Below are 23,482 nucleotides of genomic sequence, written 5' to 3' on the forward strand. Positions count from 1 at the left end.
TTGTTTTTCTATTTTGGCAGAATATAAGATAGGTAATGCCAAAATATCAGCTAAAAATCCAGACATCCGGGCATACACTTTTAGTTAACAAGTTTAAGAAACGTATATTTTAAATCATAAATCAGTACATTTTTTTCCTCATGACAGGACACTCACATTCTCATCAGTCAGATTTTAACAAAGTTAGTGCAGCAGGGCTCCTTATAGCATTAGGCATTATTTACGGTGATATTGGTACGTCTCCCTTGTACGTAATGAAAGCCATTGTTGGAGAAGGCCATCAGATACAGGCACCATTGATACTGGGTGGACTTTCCTGCGTTTTCTGGACTATTACATTACAAACAACAGTCAAATATGTAATCCTCACATTACGAGCTGATAACAATGGAGAAGGAGGCATCTTTGCATTATATGCTCTGGTACGTAAACGTGCTACATGGCTGTATATCCCTGCGATTATAGGGGGTAGTACATTACTGGCAGATGGTATCATTACCCCGCCAATTTCTGTAGCTTCTGCCATAGAAGGATTACGCATACTTTATCCGTCTATTGACACCATACCGATTATTATAGCTATTTTATCCGGATTATTTCTGTTACAGGCATTTGGTACTAAAACAGTAGGCCGTTTGTTTGGCCCTCTTATGCTGCTCTGGTTTGGTATGCTGGCAGTTCTGGGAGTAACTCATCTGGTTCAGATGCCTCAGGTACTTTCTGCATTGAATCCCTATTATGCATGGCAACTACTTACTCAATACCCTGATGGCTTCTGGATTCTGGGCGCTGTCTTTTTGTGTACTACGGGTGCAGAAGCATTATACTCAGATCTGGGACACTGTGGACGAGGTAATATCCGGGTAAGCTGGGTATTTGTAAAATCCTGTTTATTACTTAACTATTTTGGTCAGGGAGCCTGGCTTCTTAGCCAGGTAAATCAACCTCTCACTCATAATCCTTTTTATGCCTTAATGCCTGAGTGGTTTCTTTTACCCGGTATCTGTATTGCCACACTTGCTGCCATTATTGCCAGTCAGGCTTTAATCTCGGGTTCGTTCACACTTATTGGAGAAGCCATGCGTTTGAGTTTCTGGCCACAGTCGCTTGTACGTTATCCAACTGAAGTACGGGGACAACTTTACATTCCATCCATAAACTGGCTTCTTTGGACAGGTTGTGTAGTGGTTGTTCTTTATTTTCGGGAATCCTCCAGTATGGAAGCAGCTTATGGGCTGGCTATTACAGTAACTATGTTGGTTACAACCATACTGTTAAGCTGTTATTTGTATAGTCAGAAGTTTCCTATCTGGGTCATTGGTTTATTTCTGTTAGTTTACTTAAGTCTGGAAGGATCTTTTCTAATCGCCAATCTGGACAAGTTTCCGCATGGAGGATGGGTTAGTGTAGCAATCGGGTTTATTCTCGCAAGTGTTATGTATATCTTTATTAGGGCACACCAGATCAAGAGTCGCTTGCTGGACTTCGTTTCTCTGCCAGAGCAGATTCCTGGCTTACGGGAACTTAGCAATGATATAACTATTCCCAAATACGGAACACACCTGGTCTTTATGACGGCTGCAGGAAGTGAAGATCGTATAGAAAAAAATGCTATCGAATCCATATTCCTTCATGGACCTAAACGAGCTGATATCTATTGGTTTATCCATGTGGAAACCCTTGATGAACCCTATACCAAAGAATATAAAATTAATGTACTTGCTGCGGAGGATGTGATAAAGATAACATTCCGGTTAGGATTCCGGGTTGAGCCTACCATTAATCTATTTTTCCGTCAGGTACTGGAAGATATAGTTCAGAAAAAAGAGGTGGATATTATTTCGCGATATGAATCACTTCACAATAAAAAGGTAACTGGCGATTTTACATTTATCATTTTTGAGCCTTTTCTTTCCTATGATAATGACTTACCAGTACAGGAGCAGGTTGTAATGAAAGGATACTTCTTCCTCAAACAATTTACTCTTTCCAAACAACGCTGGTTCCAGTTGGAAGCTAATCGGGTAACTGTAGAGAAGGTCCCTATGGTGATTCGGCCACTGCCGGAAATGGATCTTGTTCGTGTAGAAGAACCTACACCCGAAAAGATAACAGCACATTAAGAATCCACAGATATTCTCCTGCCTTGCTAAACTTGAGTCAGTAAGGCAGGCGAATAGAGTTACTATTTCTTCCTTGGCTTCACAACAGGTTCAAACAGAATCTGCTGTCCGCATAAGGTATTCAGGCAAGTCACCAGATCGCTGGTATGAAGACTTAATACTGAGTTATAGTCATCTTTGCGATATCCTCCAAACAGACATAAAACCAGTGGCAAAGGTTTCTGTCTTTTTTGGTCTATTTTCTGAACGAATTCATAAAACAGGCTGGAGCATTCCAACCACTCCTCTGTAGTACATTGCCCTCGGGTATCATCATCTTCATGGCTATCGGCACCATGACAGAATACTACATAATCAATCCGTTTTTCCAGAATAGCATCCCGTAGCAGACCTAACTCCCGACGCAGATTACTCATGTATTTCTGGTGGTTATCGCCTGGATTAATATTTCCAATTCCTCTCGGAACAGCCAGACTCAGATCTGAAACAAAACTGCGTGAGTCTTCAATACTGTTTCCAAAATGTCCATCCAGATCTATGTATGCCCCTCTTAACCCTAGCTCCCTAAATAGTCTGACAGACGCAATAACCTGACCTGAAAACGTACAATACCCTACTCCAGCCTGAGGTATAGCATGGTGAAATCCGCTTACCGGACTGAAACAAATCTCATCCGGATGGGTTACTGCATGTTTGATAGCATGATATAAACTTGCATTGGTATACCGTATACTTTCAGCAAACTGAGGTGACCAATCCAGGTTATTGCTTATAGCCAATGGCTTCTTTCCCGCAAAGAAACTATCTACATAGTGTTCTGTATGTGCCAGATAGAAATCTTCCTGTGCAAATGGAGGAAAGTTGTTCTGTAAGTTAATATAACTGCTAAGCTTATGTCTTTCGAGAAAGTTAAGCAATAGCTTGGGTTTCTGTGGAGAACGGGATACATTCTTTCCGTTTTTATCCAGAACCATGCAAGGGGTATAAAAAGTATATAGTTGTGCTTTTCGCATAATTGGTCAGCATAAAATATTTCAAAAGAGAAAACACCACGAAAAAGTGATGACAGAGTGAAATACTTTGCCTGGCACAAGCAAAACCTGTAGTATGTCAAATAACTATGACGGATACGGAAAATTAGAATGTGTCCTGCAAAGTATTAGTTGCAGAAGCTGTCGGGAGGAACACGGTGCGAGGTACCCCGCAAACTAATTGTGATAAAAACAGAGTGAATCATTTGTATGGCTATTAAAATATCTTAGCCTACACAAAAGTATAAAAGTTTTCTCATAAAAGGAAAACCAACTATTTTCTACATACAAACACCAGTCCTTTCATATTCTGTTTATCAGATAGAAAAGACTGGTGTTTACTTAGTTGTATCCGATGACTGTCTAGAGTATTATCAGAGAATACAATTTAATTCATTTCTTTGGTTACTGCTTCACCACCTTAAACTGTTCCTTCTTTCCAGTTTGATCTGTAATGTGTACCAGATACAATCCAGGAGCCAGGGAGTTATCTTTAAAGCTAACTAACTCTTCTCCTGATGCTTGTTTCGTAAAGACAACTCTACCATCCATTGCCAGCACCTTTATAGTTGCATTCTGAAAAGAAGGGCTTAACTGAATAGACAATTCTTCAGCAAATGGGTTAGGAGATATAGTGGATGTTCTATCTAAGTCATCACCGATAGTAGCTCCTGCTAAACGGGAAGAAGAACTACCTGTTGTGAAGGTGGAAGTATAATACACACCACCATAGCAAATCCAACCTCCATACACACGTACTTCATATTTGGTATTGGGTTTCAAAGTTTGTGGAACAGTCCACTGATTTGCATTAGATGCTACTTGGGCATAAATATGATCCACACCTGCCCAGTCTGCCGGATAAGTATCTATTTCATAACTGGAGAACACCCATTGCAGACATTCTTTCGTAGAATAATTTCCTGTTACAATAGTAGGTGTCAGAGAAACTCCTGTAGCACCAGGTGCTGGACTAATAAACTGAGGACCAACAGGAGTACGTATAATGACAGGAACTGAGTAGATATTTTCAGCTAATACAGTACCTAATGAATCTGAACAGGTAAGTACCAGCTTCTTTAACATCACTTGATTACGTGGCAAACCAGTTGCGTTAAAATTGAACCCAACGGCTAATGGTTGATTAGCTTGCTGAGCTGTCAGAGCAAACCCAGATGAGGGACCTTGAACTGATCCTAATTCGAAGTTAACAACAATCTTCCGGGCATTGGGATTATTGGGATTTACAGTGAGTCCAAATCCCCTTGAGATCTCATATAGTTCTAATGTATCTGTGGAGCTGAGCAATAATGGTTTGGTCTGTACAGGCAGAGGTTGAGCAACCGTAAAAATAGTATAATACTTTTGAGAAATAAGTTGTCCGGAAGTAGTTACAGTCTTCACTTCAATCAGATATTGCTGCCCCGCTTTCAATGTACTGCCAGGAACAGAAAAACTATTTGGTTGTCCACTAACAACGGCTTGATTAGTTTCATATGCCAACTTACGTGGATCGTTCAGCAATACCTTTAGGTAGATTTTCTTTGCAGCTACATCATTAGCCTGTACCTTGATCACTACTGGCGCTAAAATATTGACAGTAGATCGGTCTGCTGGAGATACCAAAACCGGACTTGCTGCATAACTGGATAATGTTAAAAAGAAGCCCCACAAAAGAAACAATCTGTAGAAGTAATTCATAAATTTATATTAGTAGTTTAAGAGATAATTTAACCTATTGCTGTTTATTTATAACTTTTATAAAGCATAGTAAACATCAAAATAAAAGTATGCCATTCGGATATACCCTTACATATTAGACAAAAGACAGAATCTTACTTCTTTAAACGTCACTGACCCAATCCTAAAAGTGTCAAAAAAAGCTATCTTTAACACTCAGTATCAACCTTCAACCTTATCTTCAACAACTTATTACAGAAACTTTATCATACAGGAAGTTTACAGGCTAAAAAAATTTCAAAAAAAAATTATTTGTGGAGATTTTAGCACATTCGTTATAAATCGTTCACCTCTACTTATTTACCAGCAATCTTATAAAAGAAAAAGGGATAAAGCAATATAATCGCTTTATCCCTTGCATTACTATTACATCTGAAAACATTCAGAAGTATCATAAAACCAATTACCTATTCATTTACCACTTAAATATTTTAGCCAATTGCTCATTTAGTTTTTCACCTCTGAGATCACGGGCAATAATCTTTCCTTGTGGATCTATCAGAAAGTTAGCAGGTATGGCACGGATACCATATTGTACGGCTACCACATTCCGCCAACCTTTCAGATCTGACACTTGTGTCCAGGGTAATCCATCTTTGTCAAGGGCTTTACTCCATCTGTCTTTGTTATCATCCAGAGATACTCCCAGTATATCAAATCCTTTGTCTTTGTATTTCAGATAGGCTTCCCGCAGATTAGGATTTTCTTGTCGGCAAGGTCCACACCAGCTAGCCCAAAACTCAAGTAATACATACTTTCCTTTATAAGAAGACAAATTTACTTCTTTACCATTCAAACTGTATTGGGTGAAATCCATAGCAGCCTGTCCTACCTGAGCACGTTTAAGACTCTCCAGACGTTCTACCAGCTCTCTGGCTTTGTGAGTCTGTTTGATCTTATCGTCCAGTTTATCATAAATAGCCTGAGCCTCTGTATGATTTGCAGCGTTTGCCCAGTTCATCAGTTCATTGAGACTAGTAAAACTTTGGGTATGAGTGACAATGAAGTTCTTTCTGATATCATCTTCCTTATTATACAATATATCAGACTGTGTCATAAGCTCTTTCATCAGAACTGAGTCACCTTTTTCTTTGGCTGCATTTGCTTGTTGATACAGATCTGTCACTTTTTTGCGGTTTGCCCAGATTTCTTTCTCAAAAACCTCATAATCTCCCTGTACTGCTGATCCTGTAATGCGCAGCTTATCCAGAGAATCTGCACTTCCAGTTAACGACATAATCGTATTCTCTACATAGAATATTTTTTGCAGGCGTACATCTGTAGAGTAGATCATTGCCATTTCTGGTTCTTCTACCCTGCCCTTAAAAACAAACTTACCTGCTGTGACAATGGCTGTATCTGCCTTTTCTACACCATTGACCATATATTTCATATATAGTTTCTTTACTTTGAGCCCACGAACATTTCCATTGATTGTAAAACCTGTTTTTGTGGGAAGCTGGCAGGCGAAGAAAACAATCGCCAGGAATAAAATCGGATAGTATTTCATAAAAGTGTGGATATAAATAGATAAAAAATTATGTATCAACTGGAGATAATCTGTTTTCAGCTATACCTCTTGGATTTTTACTTTATTAAAAGCTCTCTGATAGCTTTTACTGGAATGGTTTCTTTCACAACCATCTGAACATGCTGGTCCTGATTGTACAATGACCGTGTAGCTGAGACCACACCCACCACATTTCCTTTTGAATTTAGAACCGCTGCGCCACTGGAGCCCTGTGAAAAATCAGCCGTTACACTCATTTTTTCACCTCCATCACGCCAGTATGTACGTGATACGAGTCCCTGACTAAATGAATAATACAGCGAATGCGGATGACTGATGATATTAACCTTTTCACCAGCCAGTGCAGGATCACCCAATGGTAAGGCCTTCAGCTTCTTTCCCTGAGTATCTAATTTGAATATGGCTACATCATTGGCTTTGCTGGCAGCCAGTACAGATGTAATAGGATATACATTGCCTGCATAATCCATAGCCACCAGTGCTACATCAGACTGCTCGTTTGTGGTTTGTCCTCTGAAGATATGGTAACTGGTGACGCCGATTCCATCTTCTGCAATCACAAATCCGGAGGCAGATCGGATATGGTCATTCGGGCAATGTGAGCACTTATACAAAGTTCCGATTATCAACACGCTTTCTTTACCAGACTGATACAATGCAGTTTCTTCCTGGTTTGTGTTGTAAGGAGTTATTGTATTAACCCGACATTGGGTATTCGTCAACTGATTTGTCAAATCTGTAAGTGGCACTGTTTTCTTTTCATTTACCAGTGTTCGGGCCTGCTGCTCAAGTACCTGATAGACTTTATCGTCTGAGATTACTCCGTTAGTAAAGGTAAAGCCACTTGTTTGTAACTGGGCAACCGATGGGCTTTGTGCATAGCTTTCCCAAAGTTGATCCAATGTTTTACCAGTTTGCTGGCTCCAAATCTGATCAGAATACGTTTTTGTACGCATGGCTTTGTCCAATGTCTTTACCAGCCCTGACTTTACATTCGTCTCTAACCAAACAAGGAAACGGGCTGTGATGCGATAACTATTTGTATAATGCTGGCCTGAATCAAAAGCAGGCAGAAACAATTTTCGTCCTTCCGTATCAACACCAAATGTATATCGGACATAATCAGCGATGCCTTCAGTAAGCCATCCCGGACCTGAATCTCCCGGATAAGCCTGTACCAGATGCATAACTTCATGTGTAACCACGTCGATATCTTCCGGATGAATACGCAACCAGTTAGAACTATATCTTACTTCTCCATTACTGGCTTCTGCTACCCCTGCATAGGCTGTATCCACCAGAAAACGGACATGTTTAATTGCTTTTGGATTAAAGGTTTTAACTAATACCGGATACACGTCAAAAAAGGCATTGACCATCCGATCTTTCATTTTTGCATCGAGTTCCGGGTCCTGGCTCACAAATGTGAGCGTATATCCCTGGCGTTTATAGGTTTGTTGTGCACTTCCTTCTGAATAAACCAGACAGACAAGAAATGCGAGCAGATAAGCAAATTGTATTTTCATGTAAACAGGTGTTTTGGTAAAGCATAGACAATGTCGGCCTGCACCAACTGATTCAGCGATACAGTGGAGAAAGCAAATCAGAATAAAAAAGAGTATGGACCAATCCCTATTTCCGTATGGCAATATCTACTGGAGCACCAGGAATCCCGCTAACAGTTCTGAGCAGGTTTCCATTTTTGCCAGTACTTACATCCAGATAAGACAAATTCCCTTCTGTACCGACCACCAGTGTATCCCCATCCGCTATCAGTTTTAACATGGATATAGCTTTTCCCGAGAATTGTGTATCCAATACTTTTATCTCTTCATTCACAGGGTTGTATCGGTAAACTTTATCTCCTGAAGAAAAGAAAATAACTTCTCTGGATGATCCTTCCCACTTTGTATCAGCCGTAATCAGATCGTTTGCTTTAAATACCCGCATGTAATTGGTATAAAAGATCTCGGAAGCATTGGAAAATTTTAATTCGTAAATCTTTCCGGTGGCATCTTTCCCATAGGCATAACTGGCGCTGTTATTGACATACGTCAGATAGACCAGATCCAGTGGCACATTGGTAGGGTCAAAACCTTTCCCTACAGGAATAACTGTATAGTCTGTGCCAAAATAGGCTCCGGCACCGTTAAAGCGTACAAACTGTTTTTTCTTCAGATTAAAACCCAGATAGTAATCATTGGTCATAATAAAATAAGGAGACAGTTCATAATCTCCGGAAGAACTGTTACCATAGGTACCATAGATCGGGCTCAGTGGAGAGGTCTGATTAGTACCCATATACAGTTTTCCATTGATTACCCCTACAGTTACTCCTGATGGATGCACTTTCAGAGATCCTACTTTAACAGAGGGAGGAGTATCAAAAAAGTTATCATTAATATACTTTCCTTTCTGCATAGTGTTGGCATCTATAATGACACCTGGCTTCTCGCCTTCCCCCAGAACCCAATAGGAAAAATCCAGACTCTGACGATTAATGTATAATAACTGAAACGGTTTGCCAGGCAGTTGCTCATGATTAATACCCTCATATAAACGGGGTAGAATGCTATAATCCGGTTTGACAAAAGACAACTGAGTTACCCCTGACTCTACACTCAAGACAGCGGTACCTGAAGTAAGTTCAGTCCGGGCTTCAATCTTGAAATCGTAGAAATACTTCATCTCGTTACTATGATCTGTAACGATAAATAACCCTGTATAGGTACCAGGCTTTTCACCAAATATGATCTTCAAGTCCTTTTCATTATACTTGAGTTTCCATGGCTCATGTGGGATATCAATCTGCCATTGATAACTTAGCTTTTCTGTATTGGCCAGTGTATGTTTTACTACAGGAAAAATCCGCAGAGAATCTCCGATAACTGCCCGAAATAATGAATCTCGTACACCTTCTACAACAGGTTTTTCGGGAGTTACATAATCATAGTTCCCTATATCTTTGTAACAGGAAGTAGTAACAATGAATAGAAGAAATAAAATATAGACAAAAGACTTTTTCATATCAAAGGGTTGTATAATGTCAAACCATCAAGGGTGTTGCCTTTTAGAAGTTATAGTTTATAGGAAGAAGCTCAGAGAAACAGTTCCTAGTTCATAGTAACCCGTTGTCCATGCTCATTGACGAAGTAGTACTTCTTATCATCTTTATTAAACTGCAACAGAAACTTCTTTCCAGGATTAGCTGTATGATAAAAATCGTAATTACCATCACTACGTTTTGTAAGTACATAGTTCGTCTGATTAGCTGTCCACGTAAAAGGATCATTCAAAAACTTGCGTAGTTTATCAATCACATATAAGGTATACGGAATTTGCAGCGCATTATCGCCACTATAATCTGAAATAAGATCTACCCTCCCAACAGAAATCAGATACAAGTCATGTTTTACCCGTGAGTACTCTGCTAACTGACCACTCCACATATCCCACCATATAGGTTTTTCGAGCCTGTTGGAAAACACTACTTTTGCCTGTATCATTTTGGCAAGCCCTACCCCAAAGTCTTCACTGGCAGCCAGCTTAAGAATTATGGATACACTCTTATTCTGCAAGGCAGGATCAGTATTATAAAGAATCAGAGGAAGATAGGCTTTACCCGAATCAGACGGCACGATGTAAGCACTCTGTAAAGGTTCATAGTGAGTACCTTGCTGTGCGGTAGTTCCCTGTGCTACTACAGTTACATGAAACTGTCTTTCACCAGTGGTTCTGATTCCGGAAATTCGTACCGGCAGTAGTACCGTATCTCGCTCCATATCAGGCGTATAGGCAAATGTATACACCACACTATCCCGATCCTTTGTCTTTTCATCGTCAAAGCCGAAATACACATTATCATGTGAATTATAGCTTTGGACTTCGTCTTTCTTACAAGCTGTATTCAGACACAGAATGATCCATATAAACAGTAGTATATTTTTATTCTTCATGTGCTTCATAATAGTAGATTATTGGCCAAAAGCGATCTCATCATCTGGCAGTGGTAATACAAAAAGGGCATCACTGGCAGTAAATATTTTGCCAGACTGTCCGATAATATTTCGGTTCAGGCGTTTGTAGCTATAGAAAACTTGTCCTTCTCCAAAAAATTCTTTTCGCTCTTCTTTGATCAGCTCAGACAGAAAAATCTCTTTGGATTGTTGACCTTCTATCTTTGTTCCAATGCCTCTGTTAAACCGAACTGTATTAAAGTATTCCCAGGCTTTGGCAGGATCGGTATCAAATACACATTCGGCAGCGATGTAATACATTTCACTTAGCCTCAGTGCAGGAGCCACCAGTCGATGCAGGTTTCGGTCACCATCCCGGTTGTATTTTATTACATGCAGACTATTAGTACGTCCATCACTCTTCTCCTGGAGCCATTGCTTAAACCGGAAGTCTTCTGCCCCTACGCCTCCTGTTTCATAGATAATATTTCCTTCATTGGTGCCGGTCATTAGGGTTGAGTTTTCATTTCGAAACCATCTTTCCAGATTTCCTCCACGTGTAGGTATATCCCAGGCAAACAATAACTCCTTGAAAAGAATACGGTCTTTTTTCTCGTCATCATCATTCGTAAAATCAGCTTTTTTTGTCCATGGGAATTTACCTGACTGTATTACCTCCTGTGCCTGTAGCAATGCATTAGCTTTATCGCTCTGATACAGATACACACGTGCCAACGCTCCACAGACAGCATAATAGTTCATGCGTTGTCTGCGATTCTGCAAGAACAAAGCCCCTGATTCCTCTGTTGATCCATCATCAGGCAGGTCATTGAAATCATAGCTGGCCGTATATCCAACTATATATCCTTCTGTTACAATCGGATCAGAACTTTTTAGCAATTCTTTCGCAGCTAATAAATCAGCTACAATCTTTTCCAGCACTTCTTTTACAGTGGACCGGGGTGTGGCTTGATTAGTAAACTTTGTTACATAAGGAATTCCGGCAGCCTCAGGTTTAGTGGAAGCAAACATTCGTAACAAATCAAAATGAAGATAGGCCCTTAATGCCAATGCTTCTCCTTTGATTAATTTGTAGTTACTCTCCTCTCTGAATACAGACGTTCGAGCATCGATATTCTCCAGAATCAGGTTGGAGTTGGAAATAGCATTATACAAACCTGCCCATAGTTTATCTTTCCTCTCTATAAAGCCAGGGTCTTTATAATTAAACATGGCAGCTTGCAGGTATCTATACCCACCACTGTTTATATCTGAAGAGATTGTATAATTTTGTGCAAGAACATCCAGCAACCCAAACGTAAGCTCTTCTCCATAGATATCTTCCTTAGAACAACGTATATATACCCCGACCAAAGCCTCCATAAAACCTTCCTCTGATTCAAAAAGTACATCTTTGTCAATCTGTGAATTGGGTTTTACATCCAGATAGGATGAACAGGAAGTCAGTATAAATAATCCAATGAGTATTAGTATATATTTCTTCATCAGTAAGTAGCTTAGAATCTGGTTTGAATAGAGAAAGAAACCGTACGGGCAAAAGGGAAGTCTATTCCGCGTTCCATTTTTACAGCTGACCATCTCCAAATATCATTTGTGGTAACCATAAAGCGGAGGCTTTGCATATGCAATCGCTTAGCCAGAGAGCGAGGTGTTTCATAGGTAAGGTTTACAGAACGCAACTCTACTACATTATCCTTTTGGATAAATCTGGAGCTGGCACGGGTTGAGTTCCAGTCAGTAATGTCCTTGAACAATGCATGATCACCTGGTTGCTTCCAGCGGCTTGTCAGAACCCGTTTGTCTACATTGTAGCGGGGATCCGCATTTTCGATACGATCTACCAATGTTTGATTGTACAGATCACCACCAAATTTGGTATAGAAATTAACAGTCAGAAAGAAGTTCTTTACGGAAAGTGTACCTCCAAAAAATCCCTCTGCATCGGGGGAGGTATCACCTACCCGAACGATATCTTTTACACTATAGATATAGGTAAGCGTACCGTCTTTCTTTACAAATATTTCTTTTCCATTTTCCGGGTCTATCCCTAGTGATTGAACTGCGTAGATTGAGTTTATAGATTCTCCTTCTTTATAGCGTAGCAAAGGGGTGCCCTGGTAGTCAGGTTTTTCCTGTTGCTTATCTATTTCATCGTTATACTTTTTCAGAGACTCTGAAATCTTTTTGATGGTATTGGTATTGTGTGTCATATTAACAAACAGACTCAGATCCCAGTTTTTCTTCTTCACCAATGTTGACCGTAAGTTCAGTTCCCATCCTTTGTTCTCCATAAAGCCCAGATTGGCTTTGTAGGAACTAAAGCCTGCTGATGGTGGCACAACAATATCAGCCAACAGATCCTGTGTCAGTTTGTAGTAATAGCGTGGAGAAATATAAATCATGCCCTTCAGCAACTGTAACTCCATCCCTAAATCATAGTTGCGCGTACGCTGCCATTTAAGCGATTCATTACCATAAGCTTTATACACCGCACCTGCTCCAGAAGAATACCAGTCACTATAGTATTCATAGGTAGTTCTTGCTAGAAACGGTTCAAAGGATACTTCACCTGTTAATCCGGTACTAGCCCGAAGTTTCAATTGGTTGATAATGGGTGACCCAATCAAAAATCCTTCTTTATGGAGATTCCAGCCAATTCCCGCAGCCCAGAATGGTGCAAACTTATTCTTTGTACCAAACTTGGAAGAGCCATCCAGACGAGCATTTAAATCAAGAAGATATTTATCTGATAGCGAATAATTTACAGCAGCAAATGCACCAAGCAATCGTTCGGTGGACTGATAACCGGTTGGTCTATACTTTTCATCATCAGAATAGCGGTTTGCCAGTCCCACATTGTCAAACTTATCATTGGCAAATCCCATCACTGTAAAATCTTTGTAATCATTGCTGTAATCTCTGAGATTAGTTCCAAGCGAAGCATTCACAAAATGATTGGAAACAGCCTTGTTAAAGGACAATACCATATTTCCATCCAGTGTAGTCTCGTCTTTACCTCCATAGGTGTATCGGCCTCTCTTCTTCAGATCATCCCCCTTATAGGAATAGAATTCATTACTGAGAGGAGATTTGAAAATATCAGAAGCAGTACGTTGCTTGGCTATACTCAGTTGCCCACGCAGATTGATTCCAGAGGCAATATTCCAGTTCACAGCAAACGAATTGATAATTTGCGTATACGCTGACTTATCAAAGCTGCTCAATGAGGCATCATAGGCAGGATTAAGAACAGATTTCACAACGAGACCCTGACCTCCATCATTATTCACAATGCCTGAAGTGTTCCAGCTATCCACCTCCCGAATGAGATTTCCATTTGCATCCTTTTTGGCATAATAAGGATTCATCCGAATGTAATCTTCAAACTTGCCATAAGGAGACTCATTTGCCACTACATTGGTAACGGAGAGATTGTTTGTAAAGAAAAACTTATTGTTAATATTATAAGCCAGATTTACATCTGCCCCAAAGCGATTTCTTCCAGAGCCTTTCATTACCCCTTTCAGTGTCTGATAACGGGCTGTCAGGTTGTATTGCAGTACATTGGAACCACCTTCCAGTGATAAGGAATTGTTATGTTCTACAGCTGTTTTGACTGGTTCTGACAGCCAATAGGTATTTACCCCACTCTCAACGGTATATTTCTTCTGATAGTACAGTTTAGCAGCTTCATCATCTGTCATCTGATAGGCTTGTTTACTTGTATACAAACCTGCCAACCGTTCATATTCCAGCTTATCTCTTGCATCCAGGACATTGTATACCGTTAAATCAGGACCAGTTACAGACATATCGTAGTTGTAACTAAACCGTAGTTGTCCTTCCTTTGGTTTTTTGGTAGTAATAACAACAACCCCATTGGCAGCCCGTGAACCATAGACAGCTGTAGCCGCAGCATCTTTCAGCAAGGTTATGGATTCAACCCGGTTCCAGTCCAGATCATAAATAGTCTGGATACCTACCTGAAATCCATTTAGAATGAAAGTAGGCAGATTTGGATTTGTGGCCAGACTTCTTCGGCTCATGCTATTGTCGTCGGACTGTGTACCCGACGAGGAAGAGGGTAAACCAGATGCTCCTCTGACAGTAATGTCAGGCAGTTTGTTGGGGTTAGAACCGAATGTATTATCCTGAGTAATCCGAAACGAAGGATCGAAAGTTTGTAAACTCTGCAGAAAGTTCAGTGGATTTACTTTTTTGAGATCATCGCCACTTATTGTAATGGCAGTACCAGTAAAGCTTTCTTTCCGGATTTCCTGGTAACCTGTCACTACTACCTCATTCAGTGACTTAACATTAGTTACCAATGCCACATTGATTGTAGTCTGGTTATTGATGGGAACTTCACTGGAAGTAAAGCCTATGAATGAAAATACAAGTGCCCCCTTACTATGTTCTTCAGGAATGCTTAACCGATAGTTACCCTCTCCATCTGTGGTTGTACCAATGGTGGTACCTTTTATTAAAACACTCACTCCAGGCAAGGCATCTTTCTTATCATCAGTAACTTTTCCGGAAACTACAATAGGGGCAGCTTTTTGTCCGACCAGTGTACTTTCTTTTTGCTCAATCACACTTGTGATTTGTGCTTTTATAGCCGGTTCAGGATTTTTAGATAAGATTACTCTATCCTTTACCAGCTTAAACTGAATATCCAGTGTGGATAATACTTCTTTGAGAATGACATCCAGTTTCTCATTGGCGGCCTGTACAGACACCTTCTGATCAACATTAATGGAGTTTGGGCTATACACAAACCGAACCCTTGTTTGCGCCTGAATCTGTTTTAAAACATCGCGTAGCTCGGCATTTTTCACAGACAAAGAAACAGATTGGTCCAGTGTTTGACCCATTACAGTATTGGCAAAAGTAGTACATGTAAATACTGTAACCAATAAGGTTTGGGCAATAGCAATCCTGATTGTGGTTTGCAGAAAACCTACAATTCGTTTTTTCTTCATACATTTGAAAGGTTTGTTCGGATAAAATAGGTTGCGGACAAAGTCCTACCCTGGCGGGTAGTAACCAGCTGCCAATGCCCCCACATTGTCAGCTGGTTTTCAATCGCTGCGTACTCTCTCTTTTATTTTTACCTGAATGAGTATCTATTCTTCATAGGCAATGGTTTTAGTATATTGATGAGTAATAAAATCTTTTGTCTTGTTTCTACTGGTTCTTACCGGCAATTGCCCCCATAGAGTACAATATTTAATTCTTTGACTTCATAACTGGCACCTACTGACTGGCATATCATATCCAGACTTTCATACAGATCCAGGTCACTCAGATCACCCGTAAATGTGCATCGGTATACACCTTTGTTTATTGTATGAATAGGAATAGCATATGTTTTTTCCAGCTGGTCAAATACTTGTAATAAGGTATTCTCGTTAAAGATCAGATTGGCTGCAGCAGCTTCTTTGTTTATCACAATAGGATCTTCTACAATACTCACTGTCAAATCTTTGTCTTCATTAGTATAGGTAACCCGCTGATTGGGTGTCAGCACAACCTCTTCTTTTTGAGAAAGAAATTTCGGAAATAGTCCTTTCTCAGCTTTGGCAACACGTACCTTCCCTGTTACCACTACAACTTCACTTTCTGTATTTTTTTCCTGTTCCCGCACCCAGAAACTTGTTCCAACTACATGTACAAGTAATTGCTGGCTATGTACATAAAATGGTCGTTTGGTATCTTTGGTTACATTGAAAAATGCTTGTCCTTTCAGATATACATCTCTTCTATCTTTATCAAAAGTTCGGGAATACATAAGGCTGGCTCCTGATTCCAGTAATACATTACTTCCATCTGCTAGTGCTACCCTTAGTGGTTTTCCTGTTGTATTCACTGTTTGTACCTGATCAGACTGAGCAACAGATCCATACTGAGAAGTTCTATCTATATAGAACAAAAGTGCACCTGTTACCAATATCAATGCAACTACAGAAGCTGCAACCCATTGCAATCGCCGAAAGGGGTTGTAATCAGGCCTGGAAATAGGTATAACTGGCGTCTTAGGCTGATTGATTCTTTCTTTTACATCTTTCCACAATTTATCGTCCATAGCATCCAGTGTATCATTGGTGATACCTGGCAGATCCTCCTTATCCAATATCCCATACCATTGTTCTACTACACCCTTTTCCTCTTCAGTAGCGTCTCCTTTCAGATATCGTTTCAGTAATTGATGAAAGACTTTATGATTCACAGCTATGGATGTTAAAATGTGCTTATGTACCTATGTCAACAAAGTCCCCTCCTATCCCTAAACAGATTATTATTTTTTTTCCACTTTCTTTAAGAAACAAACTTAACCTACTGATTAACAAGGGAAATTGAAATGAATATTTTTAATTAGCGAAGGAATAATTAGAAGTGTAGAGAAAATACTTTCAGAGAAGATATGTTATAAATAGAGTTATTATCTTTTATTGGCATTAGCTTAGGAGAGTTTTTGTTTCCTTCTGGTTTGTTTCATTGTCTTTTATTCTGAAAGAAAAGAAGTAGAAGACAGAACAGCAAACAGTCCTTTTCCAGAAGCACCATATAAGCAGCCTACTTTATTGGCATAATATGTTAGTGATAAAACCTTGTTTGGGTACTATCACAAACCTGAACTTGGCTCAATTTGTCCCAACACAACGAACGTTGCTTTCAATCCAGGTCCGAACGGACGTTTGAACCAGTACCTTTATTTACAAATAAAAAGGTATAGGAAAAGGATTGACTCATTAGCTTGTTATAAGCGATTGTATTGCTTTTTTTGTTTATAATTATGCAAAAAAAGAAATCACCTGAACAGAAATAACAGTACAAATAGGATATAATCCTTCAAATGGACACGGATTTGTTTTAGTGACTGTGTAATATGATACTCTACTGCCTTTTCTGAGATGTTTAGCAAAGATGCGATCTCTTTTACAGAAAAATGCTCTACCCTACTTAGTTTAAATACCTCTCTGCTTTTGGGAGGTAGCAAAGCCATACCTTTTTCAATTGCCTGCGAAAGATCTGCAAGCATTACTAATTCTTCAGTGGTATGAGAAATAGAATCGTTATTGCCATGCTTGTAACTGACATACTTCTCATGCACCATTTGCGATTTATAATAATTAATAATCGTAAACTTTAGTGCACCAAATAAATACGAAGGTAATTGTCGGATAGTATTTTCGCTCCGCTTTTCCCATACATCTACAAATAAATTCTGTGTAAACTCTTCTGCTAATTCTTTATCATGCAGTTTTTTATAAGCTACCAGAAATACACTTCTCCAGTGACGTTTGTAGACTTCGCGAAAGGCATCCTGATCGTCTTGCAACTTCATCAGTTCCAATAACTCACTATCAGACAAATGAGAATAGTTCAAACTTGGCATCCCGCAAGATAGTTTGGATAGTTTATTGAGAAATGTAATTTCAGTATATCAGGGAGTCAGCTCAGAAACCTGTCAGGTATACCCAACAAGCATATATCCAATCTTTTATGACATGTTTTGCGCGTTGCCTTGTACATTCGTATCGTAGCTTAATCAGTAGCTAAACAAGAGTAAAGACCTATTGGACAACAATTCTACGAAATGCTATTGAAAAAAGAAAGCCATTTGTATAAAATCGATATAAAATTTTACCAACAAACGTATTATCCCAATATTCATTATTGCTTTTACAATAAACACAAAATTAATTTCGCTATTTCTATAAACAGAATCACATATTCATACTGTATTAGTACAATTCTCTATTTTATATATAGACAATAGTAAAATGTTACTTATTTGTATTTTTCCATGCCTTTATATTCTCCATACTCCTCTGTATACAAGGCAATAGGTAGAATAATACATACACTTTCCACTTATTCAAGTAAAATTTCCTGGTTAATACTATATAAAAATTCATTCAGGTTCTGCTGGTATTTCGAAAACACAAATAACAAATCAGACAGTCTTCGGATACATCTGTTTACCTCATCTTATTTAATCCACTAACAGTAAAGCACTTAGCAATAAGTATTTACTCCGAATATCAATTCAGTTGACTATTGCACATTCCAGTACTCTTTTGAATTCGTCTTTTGCTTATTCTGTTTTTTAACCTATCTCACAATCAGATCATGTCACGTTTCCTGCCTGTCTGCTGTCTGTGTATTCTTGTATGCTTTACACAATGTGGAATCAAAAGTGCTATTGGAGATATATTGGGCACTGCCAATAATGTCACTACCCAAGTGACGTCTGTTATTGATAATGCCATTGGTGATTTATCCAGTGAGTCTGCCAACTGGCGGGAAATCCTGCAAAAGGCAATCAATGATCTACCCAAAGATGTTCAGTCTACCATTCGAACAGAGATGACAGATTTGCTCAATAGGGCCATAGCAGCATCTGGTTCTGAAATACGTTGTGATGCAGATTTTTTTCGAAACAGGTTGATACAAGGCTTACAAAATATTAAGGCACAATTGCTGGGTAATCAGCCTCCTCCACTAGAACCACAGCTATGTACGGTAATTCCTCTGGCTATCGATATGGAACTGGACCCTTCACGAAGAAATAAGATTGAATTTTATGGATATGATTTTGACAAAGCGAAGATCAAAGTATTGCTTGAAAATGGAGGAGCACTTACAGATATTTCCTCTTTTATGGACCAGCCGACCCACTATCATATGACATTAAATCTGGGAGGCAATGGTGTAAACCTTACCGGAGCCAGTACACGGATTATTCTACAATGGAATGACCGAAATATCTCTTCCATAGGCATCCTCCAAAAAACAACTCCTATCTGTGAAGTCAAGACTTCTCCCAATATTTCGATATCTCCAATCTCTTTTATGCCTCCACATATAGGTTCAGGAGATCGGGAATTTGATGGAAACGGTCCGGATATATACTGCACTGTAAAGTTGGAAAATCAAGGCAATCGTGTAGATGCCGTTATCTATATGTCGGCCAAAGAAACAGAAGACGACTGGACAGAAGCAAGAGGGACTCAGAAATCAACTATTTATCAGGCAGATCCCGGCTGGCAAATCACAGAAATTATAGGACCTGTAGAAAGCAGTTACTCCTATCGAGATAATGACCATGAACTGGATAAATTTGCCGGTACTGGGCCTGTTCAAACGTATACATTCATGGGAGATGGCAAAGGAGATGATGTAGGGAGCAATACAAATGTAACGGTCAAACTAAATGCTTTACGAGTCACACTAAAGCAGACAGGCAATTGTGTAACAGATGTAGCTATAAAAAATGCGCTAAAATTTAAGTTGCTTGCGCCCAATAGGCTTAATCGTATCCGACAAATCAATCCACGATTGATTACGCCTACTCAATAGGTGAGTACGATCAGAGTTCTGATAGTTTTTCTTTGTAATGAGAACTCTGATGTTTTTCAAAAGTTATCAAAGTCCTGATAGTTTTCAACCTGGACTGTCAAAGGTCTCATTCAGAACTCCGCGTTTCCAATCACCCTCTGATTTTGCTGTAAAGATAAGGCACATCATTGGCATTCCGAAAGTTAGCCCACTTTTCACTAAACGTAACATAGCAGTTGGTTCGAAAATCACTCGTATAGAATACCTTTTCAATATTCTGAGCCACATTGGCAGTAAGATCGTTTTCAGTAAAGCTCACTGTTGATCTTCCAGATACCAGTGGCATATTGCCTCCCATCTTTTTAGTAAACTCTTCGTCTGTAGACTTTGCATTTTCACGAGTGATTTCTTCTTCATTACATGCCACATTACTTTTAGTCCCTGTGACTGAAAAATATTTTGCACAAACTCTCTTAACCACCTGACTGTAAGCCCTGAAAATAGTTCGAATATTTTTGGAGCAGGCTTGCCATTTTCGTATCTTCAGGGTATTAAAACAACCTAAAAATCAATTAGTGTAATTCTATGGCAAAGAAAACGTTAGCTTCAGCAATTCGCAAAAACAGATCTGACTATTACCGATTACTAGCTTTTGAAGCTCGTGAAAATGAACGGATTCATCACATGAAAAAACGGATTAAGCTACTTGCTGAAGATGAACAAACCTCTCGGGTCTTACAACTACATTTGACGGGTCTTTTACACCAACTACAAAATCAGAAAACAGAACTGGAACAGGCAGCACCTTCCAAAGAACGTGATAAAACGCTGAAAAAGGTTGAGAAGGAGTTCAAAGAGATTGATAAAAAGTATAAACGCAATGAACATCACCTGGCTGTGATAGAAAGCAAGAAAGATAAAGACAATGTGGCTAAACTGGTACTGAAAGAAGCCAAACGGGATGAAATCTGTGTCAGGGCTCAGGCTGCCTATGCTAACTGGAAATACTTTGAACAGCTGGAACAACAGGAAAATATTAATTTTGAGGCATTTGTAGCTCAACAGCAATCTAATATCGCAACACAAAGCACTACTTCTGCCAATAAGCAACTACAACAGCACACACGTATGCTTTCGGTTTTGCCTCAACAAACAACTCGTTCTGGATCGTTTAGTACTGTTTCCAACCAAACACGTCTTACTGACCTGGCTCGAATGCAACCATCCCAAAACCAACGAATTCGGTTGAAGCTTTGTCTTCAAGTACAAACAATCTAAATTGGTGTTTGTCAAAATGAGTTGTGATTCTTTGTACAAAAGATAGTATATCTTCTTCTGATAGTGTTTTGGGAAAATATTTCATTACCTCAGGATCTTGATTCATTTCTACAAATGGCTTACTATCCGCCTCCATCCATTTTCTCAGAAGTAGTCTGTCTGTAACCAGTGAATCCAAAATCATGATATAGTGTGTAAACAGTATCTTATTTCATACGAAGAATCACGTATATACTCTGTTCTCTAAAAATACTAGTATGTACTGCCTGCACAAAATCATTCACTTTCACAACCTATCTTCAGATTAAATTGTTATCTTGTGGAACCCAGCCAGATGTCCCATGAGTCAGAGCCCGATTGATTTGATTATGATCAAATCTGTGAAACAGATCCTAAAAGATCCAGAGATTCATTCTCTTTTTTGCGATTACATGCGGAATGTACTGGCGTATAAACAGATTTTTATTCTACCCTCTGAAATAAAACAGATAACCGAATGGGAGTTGATTCGGGAACGACTGGAAATAAGTCGTCAGCGACTAGACCTCACACTTCAGTTACACACTGAATTCTGCTCCATTTGTAAATTCATTATGCAGTTAGGGCGCTTACCCGTATCAGAGATCGATAGAATTCTTGATATTGTGGACATACGAAGGCGTTACAGACCCTAACCTCTGACAGCCTTACACTAGCTACAATCTGCCTATTTCAAGTTGATCTGTTTCATTGTTTATGTAATAAAACTCCGTTCAACAAAAAAGTGTATACTTTTTGAGTTTGACTCAGGAATTTCTGTAATTTACCAACATCTCTGCCATATGTATAGATAATCATACATTTTTGCAGGTCACTAAGTGGCTCTGGTATGTATCAAGGCTAAGATATGGTAACATCTCTGCAAGCATTCCAACTATATAACACCAATCACTAGGCACGGTATACTAAAATCAGTCCAACAGGATTTACTTACTCTTACAAACAATACACAACATCTATGAAAGGCCAAAAGAAAAAAAAAGAACAAGCCCCATCTGGTTATTCAAGTGAACGCAATGCAGATTCACAGTACGCAAAAATCAGACGGTTAATTAACAAAGAAAAGGACAAAGCCCCTCTGGATCAGGAAGACCTACCCGAAGATACAACTGATAGTGATGACAGTGATAACTAATACGGAAAACTCAGAAATTACTGTCTAATGGTGGTAGGAACATTTTGCTTTATGTAAGTGCTCACATAGAAAATGTTCCTACCATTAATAGTTAAAAATGTTGGGCCTTGCAATTAGAAGTTATACTTTTTTTAATCTTCTCCTTCTGCACTATTTTTCATTTTCATCAGTAAGGCATAAGCATTTTTAGTTACCAGTTTTGTGGTGGTGGTAATGCCTGGAGCATCTATCTGTTCAAGATCACCATTGGTATTACCCGGTACCACACGTTTCATATAAAATGTATTCTGCTCTTTTTCCTCAAATACATAAAAACTATTTTGCCAGCGTACCACAGCATCTTCATGCACAGTCAGAGCGGTTTTATTATTCACAGCTACTTCTGCATTCATAAACATACCGGGCAACAGAGTAGCATCAAACTGCTTAAAGTGGCAATGTATAGTAGCCATTCTATCCTGGTCCAGATGTTTACTAATCAGTAAAATTTCAGCTTCGTATTTTTTATCCGGATTCTCATTGTTGTAGGCTATCACTTTTTGTCCTACAGACAAATGATTAATGTCTTTCTCAAATACATTTAGTGCCAGATGTATATCTTCAGGGTTAACCAGTTCAAAGAGAACATCTGTTGGAGAAGTATATTTTCCAATGTTCACATTGACCTTTGTTACAAAACCATTTATAGGTGATATAATATTTACGGTTCTGGAAATGTTATCAGCGGTAAGCCGGTTAGGATTGAGTCCAATCAGTTCCAGTTTTTCAGCCAGAGCCCGTGTATTGATACGCTGGCTTTCCAATTCAGCTTTACTTTGCTGCAATACTTTATCACTACTTGCCTTACTGACATTGAGCTCCTGTTGACGTGCATATTCAGTGCTTGCCAACTGGAATTTTTCCTTAGCAGATAAATAATCTTGTTGCAGTTGAATAAACTGCATATCTTCCAATACACCCAGTACCTGTCCTTTTCGTACATGCATTCCGGGTAGAAGATCTGTCTTTCTCAAATAGCCACCCAAGGGAAAACTTACACTTACTGCACTTTGTGGAGGAACATCAATAGTACCTTGTAGCTGAAGTATACCATTCACCAGAGTGCTTTTGGGTGTACCTACTTCAATACCTGCATTTTTAATCTGTTCATCGGTTAGTTTTACTATACTGGTATCAGCAGGTGCTTGTTCAGAAGCTGCTTCTTTTGCGTTGTCCTGATTCTGACAAGCTGCTATTGTCAAAACAGCAAAAACGAAAATTATATATTTTTTCATAGTCTGCCT

At 39.2% G+C, this 23,482-nt stretch carries 18 protein-coding genes; 5 read left to right on the forward strand and 13 right to left on the reverse strand.

Translation table 11 applies throughout. From position 1 onward, the window contains the following. Positions 1 to 140 precede the first annotated feature (140 nt). Positions 141 to 2,123 carry a KUP/HAK/KT family potassium transporter gene (locus tag QNI15_RS21715; RefSeq protein ID WP_314033464.1) on the forward strand — a complete coding sequence of 661 codons (1,983 nt, stop codon included), beginning with the start codon at positions 141 to 143 and terminating at the stop codon, positions 2,121 to 2,123. A 62-nt stretch (positions 2,124 to 2,185) separates the two neighbouring features. Here the strand turns inward: QNI15_RS21715 and QNI15_RS21720 are convergent, their stop codons facing one another. The 10 genes from QNI15_RS21720 to QNI15_RS21765 form a co-directional block, all read right to left on the reverse strand. Beyond that, the gene (locus QNI15_RS21720) at positions 2,186 to 3,136 is read right to left on the reverse strand and encodes a hypothetical protein (RefSeq protein ID WP_314033466.1); all 951 of its coding nucleotides are present in this window, start codon (positions 3,134 to 3,136) and stop codon (positions 2,186 to 2,188) included. Between the two features lie 423 nt (positions 3,137 to 3,559). Then, positions 3,560 to 4,855 carry a T9SS type A sorting domain-containing protein gene (locus QNI15_RS21725; protein ID WP_314033468.1) on the reverse strand — a complete coding sequence of 432 codons (1,296 nt, stop codon included), beginning with the start codon at positions 4,853 to 4,855 and terminating at the stop codon, positions 3,560 to 3,562. Positions 4,856 to 5,309: 454 nt separating this feature from the next. Further along, positions 5,310 to 6,404, reverse strand: a complete 1,095-nt coding sequence (locus tag QNI15_RS21730) for a TlpA disulfide reductase family protein (protein ID WP_314033470.1) — start codon at positions 6,402 to 6,404, stop codon at positions 5,310 to 5,312. 77 nt (positions 6,405 to 6,481) lie between these two features. Beyond that, a complete protein-coding gene (locus QNI15_RS21735; protein WP_314033472.1) occupies positions 6,482 to 7,951 on the reverse strand; it encodes a basic secretory protein-like protein in 1,470 nt (489 codons plus the stop codon). Positions 7,952 to 8,057: 106 nt separating this feature from the next. Further along, positions 8,058 to 9,452 carry a PKD-like family lipoprotein gene (locus QNI15_RS21740; RefSeq protein WP_314001043.1) on the reverse strand — a complete coding sequence of 465 codons (1,395 nt, stop codon included), beginning with the start codon at positions 9,450 to 9,452 and terminating at the stop codon, positions 8,058 to 8,060. A gap of 86 nt (positions 9,453 to 9,538) precedes the next feature. Next, the gene (locus tag QNI15_RS21745; protein ID WP_314033474.1) at positions 9,539 to 10,381 is read right to left on the reverse strand and encodes a DUF4843 domain-containing protein; all 843 of its coding nucleotides are present in this window, start codon (positions 10,379 to 10,381) and stop codon (positions 9,539 to 9,541) included. A gap of 18 nt (positions 10,382 to 10,399) precedes the next feature. Then, positions 10,400 to 11,887 (reverse strand): RagB/SusD family nutrient uptake outer membrane protein, encoded by a 1,488-nt coding sequence (locus QNI15_RS21750; RefSeq protein ID WP_314033476.1) that lies wholly within the window; start codon positions 11,885 to 11,887, stop codon positions 10,400 to 10,402. An 11-nt stretch (positions 11,888 to 11,898) separates the two neighbouring features. Next, positions 11,899 to 15,384: a SusC/RagA family TonB-linked outer membrane protein gene (locus QNI15_RS21755; protein ID WP_314033478.1), complete on the reverse strand. Its 3,486-nt coding sequence runs from the start codon at positions 15,382 to 15,384 to the stop codon at positions 11,899 to 11,901. Positions 15,385 to 15,599: 215 nt separating this feature from the next. Next, entirely contained in the window at positions 15,600 to 16,631 is a 1,032-nt protein-coding gene (locus QNI15_RS21760; protein WP_314033480.1) for a FecR family protein, read from the reverse strand. Positions 16,632 to 17,213: 582 nt separating this feature from the next. Further along, on the reverse strand, positions 17,214 to 17,801 hold the full coding sequence (locus tag QNI15_RS21765; protein ID WP_313982409.1) for an RNA polymerase sigma factor: 588 nt from the start codon (positions 17,799 to 17,801) through the stop codon (positions 17,214 to 17,216). Positions 17,802 to 18,538: 737 nt separating this feature from the next. On the opposite strand from QNI15_RS21765, the gene QNI15_RS21770 reads away from it, so the two are divergent. Then, positions 18,539 to 19,768, forward strand: a complete 1,230-nt coding sequence (locus tag QNI15_RS21770; RefSeq protein WP_314033482.1) for a hypothetical protein — start codon at positions 18,539 to 18,541, stop codon at positions 19,766 to 19,768. A 130-nt stretch (positions 19,769 to 19,898) separates the two neighbouring features. Here QNI15_RS21770 and QNI15_RS21775 read toward each other — a convergent pair whose 3' ends face one another. Continuing rightward, positions 19,899 to 20,174 (reverse strand): hypothetical protein, encoded by a 276-nt coding sequence (locus QNI15_RS21775; RefSeq protein WP_314033484.1) that lies wholly within the window; start codon positions 20,172 to 20,174, stop codon positions 19,899 to 19,901. Positions 20,175 to 20,332: 158 nt separating this feature from the next. On the opposite strand from QNI15_RS21775, the gene QNI15_RS21780 reads away from it, so the two are divergent. After that, positions 20,333 to 21,025 (forward strand): hypothetical protein, encoded by a 693-nt coding sequence (locus QNI15_RS21780; RefSeq protein ID WP_314001057.1) that lies wholly within the window; start codon positions 20,333 to 20,335, stop codon positions 21,023 to 21,025. Here QNI15_RS21780 and QNI15_RS38995 read toward each other — a convergent pair. Continuing rightward, a complete protein-coding gene (locus tag QNI15_RS38995) occupies positions 20,946 to 21,209 on the reverse strand; it encodes a GNAT family N-acetyltransferase (RefSeq protein ID WP_390902207.1) in 264 nt (87 codons plus the stop codon). The genes QNI15_RS21780 and QNI15_RS38995 overlap by 80 nt on opposite strands. Positions 21,210 to 21,405: 196 nt before the next feature. Between QNI15_RS38995 and QNI15_RS21785 the strand changes: the two genes are divergently transcribed. Both QNI15_RS21785 and QNI15_RS21790 read left to right on the forward strand, forming a co-directional pair. Further along, positions 21,406 to 21,699, forward strand: coding sequence for a hypothetical protein (locus QNI15_RS21785; RefSeq protein ID WP_313982385.1), 294 nt, complete (start codon positions 21,406 to 21,408; stop codon positions 21,697 to 21,699). A gap of 323 nt (positions 21,700 to 22,022) precedes the next feature. Further along, positions 22,023 to 22,199 (forward strand): hypothetical protein, encoded by a 177-nt coding sequence (locus QNI15_RS21790; protein ID WP_314001061.1) that lies wholly within the window; start codon positions 22,023 to 22,025, stop codon positions 22,197 to 22,199. A 131-nt stretch (positions 22,200 to 22,330) separates the two neighbouring features. Here the strand turns inward: QNI15_RS21790 and QNI15_RS21795 are convergent, their stop codons facing one another. Next, entirely contained in the window at positions 22,331 to 23,473 is a 1,143-nt protein-coding gene (locus QNI15_RS21795; RefSeq protein WP_314001063.1) for an efflux RND transporter periplasmic adaptor subunit, read from the reverse strand. Positions 23,474 to 23,482 lie beyond the last annotated feature (9 nt).

It is taken from the genome of Xanthocytophaga flava, assembly GCF_030068545.1.
Lineage (GTDB): Bacteria > Bacteroidota > Bacteroidia > Cytophagales > 172606-1 > Xanthocytophaga > Xanthocytophaga flava.

Bases quoted from the DNA above. Each gene is read 5' to 3' on its own strand.
- QNI15_RS21750 (WP_314033476.1), bottom strand. From the start codon at position 11,887: ATGAAGAAATATATACTAATACTCATTGGATTATTTATACTGACTTCC.
- QNI15_RS21765 (WP_313982409.1), bottom strand. From the start codon at position 17,801: ATGCCAAGTTTGAACTATTCTCATTTGTCTGATAGTGAGTTATTGGAA.
- QNI15_RS21740 (WP_314001043.1), bottom strand. From the start codon at position 9,452: ATGAAAAAGTCTTTTGTCTATATTTTATTTCTTCTATTCATTGTTACT.
- QNI15_RS21730 (WP_314033470.1), bottom strand. From the start codon at position 6,404: ATGAAATACTATCCGATTTTATTCCTGGCGATTGTTTTCTTCGCCTGC.
- QNI15_RS21790 (WP_314001061.1), top strand. From the start codon at position 22,023: ATGAAAGGCCAAAAGAAAAAAAAAGAACAAGCCCCATCTGGTTATTCA.
- QNI15_RS38995 (WP_390902207.1), bottom strand. From the start codon at position 21,209: ATGATTTTGGATTCACTGGTTACAGACAGACTACTTCTGAGAAAATGG.
- QNI15_RS21795 (WP_314001063.1), bottom strand. From the start codon at position 23,473: ATGAAAAAATATATAATTTTCGTTTTTGCTGTTTTGACAATAGCAGCT.
- QNI15_RS21735 (WP_314033472.1), bottom strand. From the start codon at position 7,951: ATGAAAATACAATTTGCTTATCTGCTCGCATTTCTTGTCTGTCTGGTT.
- QNI15_RS21720 (WP_314033466.1), bottom strand. From the start codon at position 3,136: ATGCGAAAAGCACAACTATATACTTTTTATACCCCTTGCATGGTTCTG.
- QNI15_RS21715 (WP_314033464.1), top strand. From the start codon at position 141: ATGACAGGACACTCACATTCTCATCAGTCAGATTTTAACAAAGTTAGT.
- QNI15_RS21745 (WP_314033474.1), bottom strand. From the start codon at position 10,381: ATGAAGAATAAAAATATACTACTGTTTATATGGATCATTCTGTGTCTG.
- QNI15_RS21725 (WP_314033468.1), bottom strand. From the start codon at position 4,855: ATGAATTACTTCTACAGATTGTTTCTTTTGTGGGGCTTCTTTTTAACA.
- QNI15_RS21755 (WP_314033478.1), bottom strand. From the start codon at position 15,384: ATGAAGAAAAAACGAATTGTAGGTTTTCTGCAAACCACAATCAGGATT.
- QNI15_RS21770 (WP_314033482.1), top strand. From the start codon at position 18,539: ATGTCACGTTTCCTGCCTGTCTGCTGTCTGTGTATTCTTGTATGCTTT.
- QNI15_RS21780 (WP_314001057.1), top strand. From the start codon at position 20,333: ATGGCAAAGAAAACGTTAGCTTCAGCAATTCGCAAAAACAGATCTGAC.